This is a genomic window from Parapedobacter sp. (assembly GCF_035556095.1).
GTDB lineage: Bacteria > Bacteroidota > Bacteroidia > Sphingobacteriales > Sphingobacteriaceae > Parapedobacter.
In genome coordinates this window covers 17,715-32,569 of record NZ_DATMFT010000026.1, presented here as the reverse complement: position 1 = coordinate 32,569, position 14,855 = coordinate 17,715, and the positions used below count along the sequence as shown (strand labels likewise).

At 49.9% G+C, this 14,855-nt stretch carries 11 protein-coding genes and 1 tRNA gene; 6 read left to right on the top strand and 6 right to left on the bottom strand.

The window, feature by feature from the left end:
- Window position 1: 1 nt before the first annotated feature.
- Window positions 2-1,171 carry a hypothetical protein gene (locus VNQ80_RS16960; protein ID WP_325640850.1) on the top strand — a complete coding sequence of 390 codons (1,170 nt, stop codon included), beginning with the start codon at window positions 2-4 and terminating at the stop codon, window positions 1,169-1,171.
- 87 nt (window positions 1,172-1,258) lie between these two features.
- Here VNQ80_RS16960 and VNQ80_RS16955 read toward each other — a convergent pair whose 3' ends face one another.
- The 3 genes from VNQ80_RS16955 to VNQ80_RS16945 form a co-directional block, all read right to left on the bottom strand.
- Window positions 1,259-1,999 carry a DUF1080 domain-containing protein gene (locus VNQ80_RS16955; protein ID WP_325640848.1) on the bottom strand — a complete coding sequence of 247 codons (741 nt, stop codon included), beginning with the start codon at window positions 1,997-1,999 and terminating at the stop codon, window positions 1,259-1,261.
- 140 nt (window positions 2,000-2,139) lie between these two features.
- Window positions 2,140-2,215 (bottom strand) — tRNA-Gly (locus VNQ80_RS16950).
- 64 nt (window positions 2,216-2,279) lie between these two features.
- The gene (locus VNQ80_RS16945) at window positions 2,280-2,768 is read right to left on the bottom strand and encodes a regulatory protein RecX (RefSeq protein WP_325640847.1); all 489 of its coding nucleotides are present in this window, start codon (window positions 2,766-2,768) and stop codon (window positions 2,280-2,282) included.
- Window positions 2,769-2,824: 56 nt separating this feature from the next.
- Here VNQ80_RS16945 and VNQ80_RS16940 point away from each other — a divergent pair, with 56 nt between their 5' ends.
- Both VNQ80_RS16940 and VNQ80_RS16935 read left to right on the top strand, forming a co-directional pair.
- Window positions 2,825-5,287: a bifunctional UDP-N-acetylmuramoyl-tripeptide:D-alanyl-D-alanine ligase/alanine racemase gene (locus VNQ80_RS16940; RefSeq protein WP_325640845.1), complete on the top strand. Its 2,463-nt coding sequence runs from the start codon at window positions 2,825-2,827 to the stop codon at window positions 5,285-5,287.
- 37 nt (window positions 5,288-5,324) lie between these two features.
- Window positions 5,325-5,921 carry a DUF502 domain-containing protein gene (locus tag VNQ80_RS16935; RefSeq protein ID WP_325640843.1) on the top strand — a complete coding sequence of 199 codons (597 nt, stop codon included), beginning with the start codon at window positions 5,325-5,327 and terminating at the stop codon, window positions 5,919-5,921.
- A 24-nt stretch (window positions 5,922-5,945) separates the two neighbouring features.
- Here VNQ80_RS16935 and VNQ80_RS16930 read toward each other — a convergent pair whose 3' ends face one another.
- Entirely contained in the window at window positions 5,946-6,791 is an 846-nt protein-coding gene (locus VNQ80_RS16930; RefSeq protein ID WP_325640841.1) for a 3-hydroxybutyryl-CoA dehydrogenase, read from the bottom strand.
- A gap of 99 nt (window positions 6,792-6,890) precedes the next feature.
- The gene (locus VNQ80_RS16925) at window positions 6,891-7,364 is read right to left on the bottom strand and encodes a hypothetical protein (RefSeq protein ID WP_325640839.1); all 474 of its coding nucleotides are present in this window, start codon (window positions 7,362-7,364) and stop codon (window positions 6,891-6,893) included.
- 243 nt (window positions 7,365-7,607) lie between these two features.
- On the opposite strand from VNQ80_RS16925, the gene VNQ80_RS16920 reads away from it, so the two are divergent.
- The 3 genes from VNQ80_RS16920 to VNQ80_RS16910 all read left to right on the top strand — a co-directional run bounded on the left by VNQ80_RS16920 (window position 7,608) and on the right by VNQ80_RS16910 (window position 12,954).
- Window positions 7,608-10,616, top strand: a complete 3,009-nt coding sequence (locus VNQ80_RS16920; protein WP_325640837.1) for a TonB-dependent receptor — start codon at window positions 7,608-7,610, stop codon at window positions 10,614-10,616.
- A 79-nt stretch (window positions 10,617-10,695) separates the two neighbouring features.
- Window positions 10,696-11,613, top strand: a complete 918-nt coding sequence (locus VNQ80_RS16915) for an ATP-binding cassette domain-containing protein (protein WP_325640836.1) — start codon at window positions 10,696-10,698, stop codon at window positions 11,611-11,613.
- A 12-nt stretch (window positions 11,614-11,625) separates the two neighbouring features.
- Window positions 11,626-12,954 carry an ABC transporter permease gene (locus tag VNQ80_RS16910; RefSeq protein WP_325640835.1) on the top strand — a complete coding sequence of 443 codons (1,329 nt, stop codon included), beginning with the start codon at window positions 11,626-11,628 and terminating at the stop codon, window positions 12,952-12,954.
- 62 nt (window positions 12,955-13,016) lie between these two features.
- Here the strand turns inward: VNQ80_RS16910 and VNQ80_RS16905 are convergent, their stop codons facing one another.
- Window positions 13,017-14,855, bottom strand: coding sequence for a UbiD family decarboxylase (locus VNQ80_RS16905; RefSeq protein WP_325640834.1), 1,839 nt, complete (start codon window positions 14,853-14,855; stop codon window positions 13,017-13,019).

Here is a 14,855-nt window from a genome sequence, read left to right as displayed (position 1 = left end):
AATGAAAAAGACATTTAGATGGATGATGGGCATTACAGCCCTTGTAGGTGCTGTGGTTGTTACCTCGTGTAGCAAGGACGATCCGCAACCGGATACCGATGATAACGAGTTTGTAGTTAATCGTGACGATTTAAAAGGCGAGATCGCCGAAGGTGAGGTTGTACTTGAATCGGGAACGTATAAACTAACCGGTGCACTCGTGGTAAAAGAAGGGGCAAAATTGGTTATTAAATCAGGTGTGGTTATAGAAGCCAAAGACATCGATCAGGTCCGCTATATCGGGGTGTCTCGTGGAGCGCAAATCGACGTTCAAGGTACGGCTTCTAGCCCCGTTGTCTTCACCGCGGAAAAAGAGCAGCCGGGTGCTTGGGGTGGTTTGGTGCTCTGTGGCGCAGCTCCCATTAATAAGGGGGAAACAGCGAAATCGGAAGTTGGTGATTTGGATTACGGCGGAAACAACATAAGTGATAATTCGGGTTCAATCAAGTACTTGCGGATTGAATATTCCGGTTATTCGTATACCAGCGAAAAAGAGTTCAACGGCCTTTCACTTTTTGGCGTGGGCAATGGTACCGTTATTGAAAATGTACAGGTACACGAAGGCTCTGACGACGGTTTCGAATGGTTTGGAGGCACGGTCAATGCCAAGAACCTCATTGTGTCAAATTTTGATGCGGAACTGGTAGGTGACGACTTGTTCGACTGGACAGAAGGTTGGACCGGTAATGGCGAAAACTGGTATGGTATCCGCACAAACGACGGTAACAGGGGCATCGAGGCCGATAACAACGGTAATAACCACACGGCTACACCGGTTTCTAACCCGACCATCAAAAACCTGACATTGATTGGGAACGGTGCAGGCGGTGAGAACCAAGCACTTAAATTACGGGTTGGAACCAAAGGTAATTTTGAAAACGTAGTATTGGCTAACTGGGGTACCGGTATTGACGTAGAGCACGATGAAGGTATAGCGTTTATAACCGATGGTTCGTTGAGTGTGAAAGACGTTCGCTTTATCGACGTCCCTGTGAAAGCCAAGGGTAAAAAGACCGATGGCAGCGAGGCTGGCATAAACGGAGTGTTTAGCGAAAAGGCAGATGCCACTGGTGCCGGTGCCGGTATCGATGTGCCGGAGTGGGCTAAGGGTTGGACGGTAGGGTTGGATTAATTGTCCGAATCTACATATTGCGCTTTAAGCAGCAAAAAAAATCCCCAGTTGTGTAAACAGCTGGGGATTTTTGCGTTTGGTTGGCGGTTACAGTTCTTTTATACGGATATTGCGGTAAGCAACCACGTCGCCGTGGTCTTGCAGTGCAATCTTACCTTTGGGGTATTTGGCGAAGCCTTCCCAATCCTTGAATTTGCTGGCATTGATTACCTGTTCCCATTCCGGGGTTCCAATAGTCACATCGGCAGTTTCCACGCCGTTCAGCCATAAGGTAATCTGTCCGTTGTTTTTGCGAATACGCGCTTGGGTCCATTCACCTACAGGTTTGGGTTGCGATACTTCTTTGCTCCCTATCATGTCATATAGCGTACCAGCGAGGTGGTTTTCAATTTGGTTGTCGCCTGCATCGATGTTATCTAATACCTGCATCTCGATACCTGTCTGGTAGGTCGCGCTGAATTCTGGGACTTCATGGACACTGAAGATAATTCCACTGTTGCCACCTGATGAAATCTGCCATTCCAACTCCAGTTCGAAGTTTTCATACTCTCCATCAGTTACAATATCACCACGTTGCTCGCGGGGTACATCGGGGTTGAAGCGCAGTTCTCCGTCCTGCGCTGTCCAGGCTGCGGAAACGGTGTCGCGCAAATAGGTGTGCCAACCATTGGTGGTTTGCCCATCGAATAGCGATACCCAGCCATCGTTTTCAGCCACAGGCTCAGCAGCCGTGGAGTCTTGCCCGTCCTCATTTTTTTGACCGGACCCACATGCAGCCAGGAATACGACCGCGAAAGCAACAGTTAACCAATTTTTCGGATTTTTCATGTTTAAAGTAATGTGATGTTTTTGTAATAGTTCGTTTAAGCATCAATACTACGAACTTATTTTGAAATAGCGATATGTTTAAAGGAAATATTTTTGGTCAAGAAAAAACCCTTTTTATCGATGATAAAAAGGGTTTTCTTTGGAGCGAAAGACGAGGTTCGAACTCGCGACCTCAACCTTGGCAAGGTTGCGCTCTACCAACTGAGCTACTTTCGCTTGCTGTTTGTGGATGCAAATATAGTGGAGTTTTCGGCTTCCATCAAATAATTTTTGCAAAAAATCACAAGTCGTTGTCATTCAACAACTCAAGGATGAGCTCGCTTTCATACCCTTTGCCGAGCGCGTACCGCACCAGTTTGTTTTTCCGTTTATAAGGGTCTTTTTCCTTTTCCAATCGGGCTTTTGCCCGTAGCAAGTTTAGGAGTTTTTCGCGGTATTCCTGTTCGTCCAGGCTGTTCAATGCAGCCTTGATGAGGGGAGCGGATATGGCTTTTTGAGTAAGTCCCTGCTTTATTTTATGTTTTCCCCACCCGTTCATCCGGAACTTTCCCGATGCATAAGCCAGCGCAAACCGCTCTTCGTTTAAGAAACCTTCCGTAATCAGGTCTGCAATGACCTGCTCTACCACTGCCGGGTACAACCCCCAATGGTAAAGCTTATCGCGCACCTCCTGCTGCGCGCGCTCCTGGTATGCACAAAAGGCCTCAGCCTTGCTCTTAGCTTGGTAGGGCGTTAGTCTTTTGGGGCTTGGGCCAGATAAATCGTCCATGCCACCAAATTGGTAAAAAATTCCCGCAGTACCCAAAAAATGTTGAAATTCGTGGCATGGCTGAGCATACGAAATTTTATACCATCCGGCAGGTTTCGGAAATGATGCAAGCGGCAGGTGTCTCCTTCGCCGATGAGACGGCAACCATCGGCACGTTGCTGTATGATAGCCGTCGGTTGGTAAACGTGGTTCACGGGCTTTTTTTCGCATTGGTGGATAGGCGCGACGGTCATCGGTATATCCGCGAAACCTATGCTGCCGGTGTACGGAATTTTGTTGTTTCGGACAGCTGGGACGGCACCGGTCGATTTAGCGATGCCAATTTTATCGTCGTCAAAGACACGCTGGTAGCCCTTCAGGAGCTTGCGGCAAGTCACCGGGGAAGGTTTGCATATCCGGTGATCGGCATCACCGGCAGTAATGGTAAAACCATTGTGAAGGAATGGTTAACACAGCTACTAGCGCCCGATTATCGGATTGCCCGAAGCCCGAAGAGTTATAACTCCCAGATCGGAGTTGCCCTTTCGCTGTGGGAGATGGATGATAAGCATGAATTGGCAATCATCGAGGCGGGGGTGAGCAGACCCGGTGAAATGGAGGCACTGCATCGAATGATCCAACCCGATATTGCCGTATTGACCACAGTGGGCCCGGCTCACGATGACGGCTTTGTCTCCCGTGAGGCGAAAATCCGGGAAAAACTGATTCTTTTCAATGGCGCGGATCAAGCGGTATATTCGCCGGATGATACGGCCGGGGTTGCTGTCCCCTGCCGTGGGAGACGGCTTACGTGGGGTAGGCAAAACGTTGAGCTAACCGTGCTTGGTTACAGCGTGACCGCTGATAACCGTTGCTTAATCCGGGCGCAGTATGCGGGAAAATATGCTGCTATTGATATCCCGTTTACGGATGCCGCCGCGCGGGCCAATGCGCTTTGCTGCTGGGGGGTATTGTTGGCGATGGGTTACGGGCAGGAGGTGATTACGGAGCGGATGGCAATGTTGCAACCGGTGGAGATGCGATTGGAGATGAAGAAAGGCATCAATAATTGCACGGTGATTGATGATAGTTATAGCAACGACCTCGCTTCATTGGCCATCGCACTTGATTTCCTGAAGCAGCAACATCGGCATCCCAAACGGACGCTGGTCTTGTCGGACCTTCCGGGAGTATCTGATGAAGATTATGTTTATAACAAGCTATTTAAATTACTGCTAGATAGTGATATTAATCGGCTGATTACGGTAGGTCCTGTATTAAATTCGTACACTGATAAGTACAGCGGGATAACCCACCATTCATTTGCCGATACAGATGCCCTATTGGCTTCGTTGCACACCTTAGCCTTTCAAGATGAAACGATTTTGCTGAAGGGTGCCAGGCGATACGCGTTTGAACGAGTCAGTGCGGCGTTGATGGCAAAGGTGCATGATACGGAGCTGGCGATAAACTTGAGCGCCGTGGAGCACAACCTGAACCAATACCGGTCTTTGCTTCCCCGGAATGTTAAATTGATGGCGATGGTGAAGGCATTTTCTTACGGTAGCGGCGATTTCGAGATTGCGAGCCTGCTGCAATTTAATCGGGTGGATTATCTGGCTGTAGCGTATGCAGATGAAGGAGTGGAACTACGTAGGGCCGGTATCTGGATGCCTATTATGGTGATGAATCCGAGACCGGCTTCTTTTGACGCGCTGTTGGCGCATCAGTTGGAGCCCGAAGTATATAGCTTTGAGCTGCTGGACGCCTTGGTAGATACACTGGCGTCGCGGAAAATCAAAGGGCACCCCATCCATATTAAAGTGGATACGGGCATGCACCGACTGGGGTTTTCTAACGCTGATGCAGTGCGGTTGGGCCAGCGGCTCCGCGGACTTGAAGCCGTTAGGGTTCAGTCCGTATTTTCACACCTTGCCGCCGCGGGCGACGCGGAGCACGATGCGTTTACGGCGGCTCAATTGGCCGCCTTCGGAACGTTTGCAGACGGGCTGACCGCTGCATTGGAATATCCCGTACTTCGTCACATTGCTAATTCGGCAGCCATACAACGTTGGCCGCAGGCACACCTGGATATGGTGAGGTTGGGTATTGGTTTGTATGGGGTGGGAGATAAGGGTAAAAATGGGTTGCCGTTGCAACACACGGGTGTACTGAAAACGGTCATCACGCAGTTACGGAAAGTGCCGGCAGGCGATACTGTGGGCTATGGGCGGCGTGGCCTTATTACGAAAGACAGTGTTATAGCAACGGTTAACATTGGCTATGCCGATGGTTATGATCGGCGTTTCGGCAACGGGGTAGGATATATGTTGGTAAACGGAGCAAAAGCCCAAACCGTTGGCGATATCTGTATGGACATGACCATGCTCGATTTGAATAACATCGATGCCAGCGTAGGCGACGAAGTGATTGTGTTCGATGACATCGAGAAACAGGCGACTGCTATCGGTACGATACCCTATGAATTGCTTACCGGCATATCGCAGCGTGTTAAACGCGTTTACCATTATGAGACATGAGACTTGAGACAAAAGACTAACGACATACGACTAACGCATGAAAAATAAAACGATACGCCTGTTTTTCAACTACCTGATCAAAGGGACCCTGGTGGTACTACCGCTCGCTGGTGCATTATTCCTGATTGTATGGATTGTAGCGAGTATCGACTCGGCGCTTAACCTGAGTAGCTGGTTTTGGGAAGACGAATCGGGCAGACCGCTCTACGTGCCGGGCTTGGGAATACTAACGGTTATCGTAGGGTTGGTCATTGTAGGGATGATATTTACCAATGTGGTCACCGCACCGATTTACAATTGGTTCAACGATCTCATCAACCGTATCCCGTTGTTCAATACCTTGTATTCGTCCATCAAAGATTTCACTGAAGCGTTTGTGGGTGACGCTAAGAAATTCAACGAGCCGGTGCTGGTAGAAGTGAACGAAACAGGGTTGAAAAAAGTGGGATTTCTTACCCAACGTGACTTGGGTAAGATTGGATTGGAAGGTGAAGTGGTTGTTTACTTTCCTTACTCCTATTCGTTTGCAGGGCAAGTGGTTATCGCAAAGGCCGAACGTGTTACACCGTTGGCCATGAGTGCTACGGACGCCATGAAATTGGTGGTATCGGGTGGTGTAAGTGGGTTGGAGTGAGCGAGTCCTTACGTTAGGGACACACTAATACGTGTAAAATCCCTGACCAGATTTCTTACCCAATTTGCCGGCTATTACCATGTTTACAAGCAGCGGGCACGGAGCGTATTTGGGATTGCCAAAACCACCATGAAGTACCTGTAAGATGGCCTGGCATACGTCTAAGCCGATGAAATCGGCCAGTTGCAGCGGCCCCATGGGGTGGGCCATGCCCAGCTTCATGACGGTATCTATGGCTTCTACATCCGCAACACCTTCGTACAGTGTATAAATCGCTTCATTGATCATGGGCATCAGGATGCGGTTGGCTACAAACCCGGGGTAGTCGTTTACCTCCACGGGCACTTTACCCAATTGCATGGCGAGCGCGGTTACCTTGTTTGTCGTATCGTTTGAAGTTGAATAACCTTTGATGACCTCCACCAGTTTCATTACCGGAACGGGGTTCATAAAATGCATGCCAATCACTTGTTCCGGTCGTTGTGTAGCCGCTGCTATTTTGGTGATGGAAATGGACGATGTGTTACTAGCAAGGATCGTATGTTGTGGGCACCGCTTGTCAATTTGTTCGAATAACGACAATTTCACTTGCTCGTTTTCGGTGGCGGCCTCTACAATCAAATCGGCGGCACGCACGCCTTTGTCCACATCGGTATACGTGGAGATTCGGCCAAGGATATCCTCCCTTTCCGTTTCAGCGATGATTTCCTTTTTGATTTGGCGGTCCAGATTGCTGGCGATGGTCGCCTGCGCTTTCGTTAGCGCTGCTGCACTGATGTCTACCAAGGCGACATCAAATCCGTATTGCGCAAAGGTATGGGCAATACCGCTGCCCATCGTGCCCGACCCGATAACGCTGATTCGTTGCATCGTATTTCAGTTGGTTCTGGACAAACTTAGTAAAAAACGCCCATCCACCAAAAGGTGGAGTGGGCGCTCATCATCAAACTTAACCAAAAATATGAATCGTTATTTCGCTGTTTCGGGCGATGCTTCCGTTGTCATGCCGCGGTCCGCCTTTTTGTGGAAGTCGTGCTTACCACTTTTGGAACGCCCTTCTTTAAACATGCCATTTTTCCGGGCACCCCGCATCGATTTCATCTTCCCCGCCCGCTCCGCTTGTTGTTGCTTGAGCACTTCACGCTGTTCGTTGGTGAGAATTTCGTTCAACCGCTCCTGTGAAGCTTTCATTTCAGCACGCTGCTCGGCCATCTTGGCAGTACGTTCCTTATGTGCTGCTTGCATTTTTTTTGCGTTTTCCAAACTTAGTGCATACACCGCCTGTTGTTGGTCCTCGGTTAAGGTCAGTTGTTCCGCCAAGCGGTCTGTACGCATCTGCGCGATTTCCTCCGCGGTTTTGGATATCCGTTGTTCGCGTTCCTGGGCTACCGTTGAAAAAGCCATCGCTGAAACCAAGAGTGTAATTAATGCTGCATTTTTCATCTTGTCCTCCTTTATTCGTTGTTGTTCTTGTTTTGCAGGCCACCACTTGCCGTGCTGTTTGCCGTTCGGCGTTTACGGGATGGGCGCTGTTATTGATGAGAGTGTTTAGCGCCACGAAAGTTTAATCGATTGGAGTGTTAAAAAATGTTAATCGGTTAACTTAAGACATATGTTGAAATATTTCCGTATTATTGTAGTAATCCAATTATACTTATTGTAGTAACCCATTATAACTACAACACTATGACACACATAATGATCGTTAAGCGCTTCGAATGGTATGTGTTACTATTCGCGCTCCATTTGTTTTCTCTTCCTGCTTCTGCTCAAACAACGGTTTCTGGGACGGTTTCTGACCCAATCGGTCGACCACTGATCGGGGTGAGTATCCAGGTCAAAGGAAAAGTAATCGGTACCACCACCAATGACGCCGGGCAATTTACCATGCGGGTAAATGACCAATTGCCGCTCACGTTACAGATTTCGTCGATCGGTTATGCATCAAAAGAGATTACCGTATCCGAGTCGTCGTCGACATTGTCCATTACCCTGCATGAACAGACTATCATGGCTTCTGAGGTCGTGGTATCGGCTTCGCGGATCGAAGAGAGCGTCATGCAATCGCCGGTTTCTATCGAGAAATTGAACGTATTGGGTATCCGTGAGAGCCCACAGCCCAGTTTCTACGATGCGCTACAGAATTTGAAAGGTGTAGAGATGAGTACCCAGTCCTTCACCTTCCGATCGGTCAATACACGGGGCTTTGGGTCTAACGGCAACACACGGCTGGTACAGCTTGTGGACGGCATGGATAACCAAGCCCCCGGCCTTAACTTCGCCGTAGGAAACGTGGTGGGGATGTCTGAGCTGGATGTGGAAAGCGTAGAGCTCTTGCCAGGCGCTGCCTCGGCGTTGTATGGCCCGAATGCCATCAACGGCCTGCTACTGATGAACAGCAAATCGCCATTTACTTACCAAGGGTTGAGTGCCTATGTGAAAACCGGATTGATGAGTGCATCCAACCGTACGCAAACGAACACCGCTTTTTATGACGTGGCCGTACGTTTCGCAAAAGCATTCAACGACAAATTTGCGTTTAAAGCCAATATCGCCTACCTCAAGGCAGAAGATTGGCAGGCTACGGATTACCGCGACCAAAGCCTTACCAATAATACCAACCTCGAAAACAACATCGGCAATACGCAAGGCAACCCCACGTACGACGGGGTTAACTGGTATGGCGATGTGGGTGCCAATCTTTATGATATTCTGTACGCCAATGGCATGCCGGGGGACGGCTCCGACGGGTCATCTGCGGCGTTGGGCGCAATATATACTACAGCTATTCCCGAAATTGGGAACGCCACCTTACCGCAGTTTATCGCCGGAGCAGATCCGTTGCAACAACTGGACGCGGCACGCGATATCTTTCAGAACATGGTTCCGCAGTATTATCAGCCCGCGCCGGGCTATTCCGAACAGCAGCTGACGGATTATCCAACAAAGAGCCTGAAGCTCAATGCATCGTTGCATTACCGGGTTAATGATCAGGTAGAAGCGATCCTGCAGGCGAACTGGGGGAAGGGCTCGACGGTGTATACCGCTGCCGACCGATACAATATCCAGAATTTTACGCTGGGACAGTATAAAGCAGAGCTAAGGGGTGATAATTTCTTCGTGCGGGGGTATACCACAAGGGAGAATTCGGGCGACGCCCATGCACTCGGCGTGTTGGGAAGCCTGATGAGCCAACGATACTTGCAAACGGCTATCGGTGCGGGTGCACCTTCCTTCGTGCAAAATGCGTACACCCAGTATGCCGGTGCATTTTTGACGGCCTACCAACAGGCTATGCAGGGTGGGGCAGACCATGGCACGGCGGTGGGTGTAGCCCAAAATGCAGCCAACACCTATGCCGGCACTGGTCGCGAAGGGTGGATGGCCGACGCCATGACGCCTGCATTGGCGGCGGCGGATGGCATGTTCCTGCCCGGAGGCACGGAGTTCGAAGCAACCATAGCCGATATCAAAACGCGGGCAATCCCGGCCGGAGCCAATTTCCTCGATCGCTCCAATATGTACCACGCTGAAGGAATGTTCAATTTTAAACAGCAGATTGATCCGGCTATCGTTGAGCTGATCGCTGGGGCAAACTATCGGGTCTACGACCTTAATTCGGAAGGAACGCTCTTTGCACGCGATGATAACGATGATGAGTTCAACATCCGCGAATGGGGTGCATATGTCCAAGCGGGTCGTAATTTCAATGATGTTTTCAAGCTGACGGCTTCCGTGCGTTACGACAAGAACGAGAATTTCAAGGGGCAGTTTAGTCCTCGTATATCGGGGGTACTCACCGTTGCAGACAACCATAACTTCCGGGCATCATTCCAGCGGGGTTTCCGCATACCGACCACCCAGAACCAATACATCGACCTGTTGACGCCTCAGGCGCGGCTGGTCGGCGGACTGCCACTATTCCGCGAACGATATAACATGGTGAGCAACCCGGTGTACGCGCTTTCCGACATCCAAAGCGGTGATATCACGCCCTACCAATTCAAAGCTTGGGAGCCCGAAAAGGTAGAGACTTACGAATTAGGTTATAAAAGTGTGATCGATAACCGCCTATTTTTGGATTTGTTCTACTATTACAACCGGTTTCTCACATTCGAGGGCATAACCGTATTGGTGCAGTTGAAAGATCCGAACGGATCGGTTGCCGACTTAGCCGACCCTACGCGTCGCAACGTATACAGCATGCCGGTGAATGCACCACAAGTGCTTAAAAACTCCGGTTGGGGCATCGGGCTAGACTATGTAATCGGAAGGGGTTACACGCTCACAGGCAATGTGACGCAAAATGTATTGCTCAATGACGACGAATTGCAGGAAGAGGACCCCGCTTTTATCACTTTTTTCAACTCACCGAAATATCGGTTCAATGTCGGGTTTTCCAATCGCGACATCAACCGCACCGGCTGGGGATTTGGCCTCACCTTCCGGCACCAAACGGAATTCCTATGGAACGGCTCGATAGGTACACCGGCCGTCAATATCGGCAGGCATTCAATGATCCCTGCTTATTCTACGTTTGATGCACAGGTAAGTAAGAAGATCCCTGCTATCAAATCCATTGTAAAACTAGGGGGAACTAATATTGGCAATAAGCTGTACACCACCAGTTGGGGTAACCCGTCGGTTGGTGGTGTGTATTATGTTTCACTGTTGTTTGACGAGCTGTTAAATTGATGAAGCAAGAACTACGGCCGAAGGGCTTGTAACAAGTGCAGCGTATGGGCGTCAAATATACAGAACCACAATGCACGCTATGCTGGAAATTAGAAATATTGTAAAACAATATGCCAACCACCGGGCGCTGGATGATGTGTCCACCCGCGTAGAGCAGGGGAGCATATTCGGTCTTTTGGGCCCAAATGGCGCAGGCAAAACATCGCTAATTCGCATCATTAATCAAATTACAGCACCTGATGGTGGGGAGATTTACTTCGATGGCGAGCGGTTGAACCCTAATCACATCGGCCGTATCGGTTATCTCCCGGAAGAAAGGGGACTGTATAAAAAGATGGAAATAGGCGAGCAGATGCTTTACCTTGCGCAACTGAAAGGACTCTCAAAGACAGAAGCAATTGACCGCATAAAACACTGGTTTGAGAAAATGGAAATGCAGAGTTGGTGGCACAAGAAAGTGGAAGATCTCAGCAAGGGGATGCAGCAAAAGGTACAGTTTGTGGCCACCGTAGTGCACCAGCCTGATCTGATTATCCTCGACGAGCCGTTTACCGGGTTTGACCCGGTAAACGTGAACATCATCAAAGAAGAAATTCTTGCGCTTAACCGCAATGGAGCGACCATTATTTTTTCCACCCATCGGATGGAATCGGTCGAAGAACTGTGTGATAGCATCGTGCTCATCAATAAATCGAAGAAAATCCTTGACGGTAAGGTGAAGGAAATCAAGAATACTTACCGTACCAACACCTATCGGCTAGAATACCTCCATCAGGAAAAGCAACTCACGGATGTGGCAGGCTTGTTTGATATTACCAGTCGGGAAATAACCGGCGATAATACGACACTGACCCTGCAGATAGCCAGCGGTATGACCATCAACGATGTGCTCGCCTATTTGATTCCACTGGTGCAAATCCACGAACTCAAAGAAGTCATCCCAAGCATCCATGATATTTTCGTACAGCACGTAACCGCAAAGCTGAAATATTCATAAACGACGCCACTAATGAATAAGATATTATTGATCATCAAGCGCGAATACCTGAGTCGGGTTAGAAAAAAGTCTTTTTTATTGGTGACCTTCCTGGTTCCGTTGTTTCTCATCGGCATCTACGCACTCACGATCTACCTTACGGCCAAGAGCTTTGAAAGTAACGAGGCTACCGTATACACGATTGACCAAAGTGGCCTTTTTGCCAACAAAATGGCGAATACGGGAAAAATCACTTTTTTGGAAGCCTCTGACGATATTGCCGCCGAGAAGAAACGGATACTGAGCGAAGAAGGGAAGACCTTTCTCCTGATTATCCCGGCTGACGTGTCGACGTCATCGCGGGTTGAGCTTTTCGCTAAAGAGACAGCCAGTTTTGGCGTGCAGGACGAGATTACCGACCAATTGGAAGATGTGCTTCGGGATAGGGCTTATGCAGCCGCCGGAATAGACCGTGCAACGTTAGAAAGCATCAGCCCACGCGTAAGCCTTTCTGCAAAGGAGATTACCGAAGATGGCGAGAAAGATAGCAGTGCCGGCGCTGCGATGGGGATTGCTATGTCGCTTTCCATTTTGGTATATATCTGCCTTTTCTTATACGGATCGCAGGTAATGCGGGGTATCATCGAAGAGAAAAACAGTCGGATTGTAGAAGTAATCATCTCGTCGGTAAAACCCTTCCAATTGATGATGGGCAAAATCCTTGGCATTGGGTTGGTTGGCCTCACGCAGTTTATCCTCTGGATTGTGCTTTCAACGGCATTGATGGGTATTGCGGGTACCGGACTGATGGGGGGGAGCAATGCGATGGTGGCGAAGGTGGAAAACCAGGAGCTGGTGGCCGGCAATGGTGGCAGCGCAGTGGTCGGTTCGGAGATGGGCATGGTTGACAAGGTTACCCAAGAGCTGGGCAAAGTCGATTTCCAAACCATTATCATTACGTTTTTGCTCTATTTTTTCGGAGGATATCTGTTATACAGTGCGCTGTTTGCTGCGGTAGGCTCAGCCGTTGACAGCGAAACGGAAACGCAACAATTCATGCTTCCCATCACCATCCCCTTACTATTCACGTATATTTTGTCGTTTGGCGTGTTGATCAACGATCCCCACGGGACATTGGCATTTTGGCTGAGCATGATACCGTTCACATCACCCATAGCCATGTTGGTCCGCGTGCCATTCGGGGTGCCCGTATGGGAAATCGTTTTGTCCTTTGCCTTGCTGGTCGGTGGCTTCATGCTCACCACGTGGATGGCGGGCCGTATTTACCGCGTGGGTATCCTTATGTACGGCAAGAAAGCCAGTTACAAGGAACTGGTCAAGTGGTTCCGTTATAAAGGCTGATTTTTTGATTTAATGTGTTAATATGATTGAAAGCCCATCCGCCGCTCGGTGGAGGGCTTTTTTTATATGATGCCGTGTAGGGGACCACCTTGCGCCCCCAATGCGTCCACCCGTTTTTCCGTTTCGGTATCTTTGATGAGTTCCGGTGCATGGTGCGGCTTTTTCCGCGCATCGATAATCAGCGGACCAAGACATCCCCAATGTTTGTGACGGGTAAAACTGCCCACGCCACTGATGTCGTGCGAGGGGTTGCTACGCGTAAAGGTAATCCAAACGAAATTGTCGGCGTTTGCAGCAGTAAACGCGGCATCATCACAAAGTACCAGTAATTGGATGCCCCCGAAATCGACATCACGGACTTCGTGGCACCATGTTTCGATACGGCTACTCTCGGTTGCCTCGTCGGTGTACGCCGGCGCTTCTACGGCCACAATACCCGGCAAGGCCAGTTTGCAGGCCTGGAATGGTTGCGGCAATGCAAAGCCACCCGGCAATTCGGTGGCCAATTCACGCTTTTTATTGCCCACCGCTGCAAAGACGACCTTGGAGCCGGCATTCAGTCCATCGCCGGTGTAATCCAGGGTATCGATGGTTGTTTGCGTATGGAAGTGGAGGTCGCGTTCCAAATCAATCCGTTCAAACATATGTGTTAAGAAAGCCGTGACATCGTGGATGTCTAATTGTGGATTATCCTGATGGGCGGAAATGAACAGGTATTTGGCCAGGCTTAGCTGGTTCTTGCCCAGTATCTGATTGGCAATAGTGAGGATTTCCTGTGGCCGTTGTGTCTGCATGTAAGGCGTATAGCGTTCACTGCCGATGGCGAACAATAGCGGGTGCACCCCGGCAGCGTCGACAGCGTGTACCGCATGGAGGCCGTTGATTTCCTGCGGGATGGCTGATCCGGTGATCTCGTGAATCAGCGCTCCGAAACTGGTGTCCTCCTGCGGCGGCCTTCCTACCACGGTGAATGACCATATGGGGTCTTTCCGGTGGTACACCTTGTGCACACGCATCAGTGGGAAAGGATGTACCAGGCTGTAATAGCCTAGATGGTCACCGAAGGGTCCCTCGGGTTTATTCTCTTGCGGATACACTGTTCCGGTGATAACAAAGTCCGCATCGGCGGAAATGCAGAACCCTTCCGCATCGTAAAAATACCGGAATCGCCGCTTGCCCAGTGCGCCAGCGAAAGTCAATTCGGACAGCCCTTCGGGCAAAGGCATCACGGCGGCCAGCGCATGGGCTGGCGGACCACCCACAAAGATGCTTACCTTCAGCGGTTGGCCCAGCTCGTTGGCCTTCGTTTGGTGGACGCCGATGCCGCGGTGCAATTGGTAATGGAGCCCCACCTCCGTATCGGGTGTATAATCGTTACCACCCAGTTGGATACGGTACATACCCAGGTTAGCATTCATCACGCCCGGTTTGGTCACATCTTCGGTATAAACTTGGGGCATGGTTACAAACGGGCCGCCATCCATCGGCCAATTGACAATTTGTGGTAACTGGCTGATGCGCGTGGTGCCATGTGAAATAGGGGAATTCCGCGTCACCTTCCAAGGTAGGGCAGACAGCGCTGTCGTGGCTACGTTTGTATACCGAAATGGTTTTTTCAGTGCCCGCATCGGATCAGATTTAACGTCTACAAGTACCTTAATCTTCTCGAGCGTATCCCTGAACATGAAACGGGAGCGTGCTAACGTACCGAACAGGTTGGATACGGCCGGGAACGGACTTCCTTTGATATTTTCAAACAGCAAAGCCGGTCCTTGCGCATCGTACACGCGCATATGGATGGCAGCCATTTCCAAGTAGGGGTCTACTTCTTGCTTGATACGGATAAGGTGTCCGTGGCGCTCCAAGTCATTGATGCATTCGGCGAGGCTGCGATATCCCAT

Coding starts and splice junctions, on each gene's coding strand:
- VNQ80_RS16960 (WP_325640850.1), top strand. CDS start 2: ATGAAAAAGACATTTAGATGGATGATGGGCATTACAGCCCTTGTAGGT.
- VNQ80_RS16955 (WP_325640848.1), bottom strand. CDS start 1,999: ATGAAAAATCCGAAAAATTGGTTAACTGTTGCTTTCGCGGTCGTATTC.
- VNQ80_RS16905 (WP_325640834.1), bottom strand. CDS start 14,855: ATGGGATATCGCAGCCTCGCCGAATGCATCAATGACTTGGAGCGCCAC.
- VNQ80_RS16925 (WP_325640839.1), bottom strand. CDS start 7,364: ATGAAAAATGCAGCATTAATTACACTCTTGGTTTCAGCGATGGCTTTT.
- VNQ80_RS16945 (WP_325640847.1), bottom strand. CDS start 2,768: ATGGACGATTTATCTGGCCCAAGCCCCAAAAGACTAACGCCCTACCAA.
- VNQ80_RS16920 (WP_325640837.1), top strand. CDS start 7,608: ATGACACACATAATGATCGTTAAGCGCTTCGAATGGTATGTGTTACTA.
- VNQ80_RS16935 (WP_325640843.1), top strand. CDS start 5,325: ATGAAAAATAAAACGATACGCCTGTTTTTCAACTACCTGATCAAAGGG.
- VNQ80_RS16940 (WP_325640845.1), top strand. CDS start 2,825: ATGGCTGAGCATACGAAATTTTATACCATCCGGCAGGTTTCGGAAATG.
- VNQ80_RS16930 (WP_325640841.1), bottom strand. CDS start 6,791: ATGCAACGAATCAGCGTTATCGGGTCGGGCACGATGGGCAGCGGTATT.
- VNQ80_RS16915 (WP_325640836.1), top strand. CDS start 10,696: ATGCTGGAAATTAGAAATATTGTAAAACAATATGCCAACCACCGGGCG.
- VNQ80_RS16910 (WP_325640835.1), top strand. CDS start 11,626: ATGAATAAGATATTATTGATCATCAAGCGCGAATACCTGAGTCGGGTT.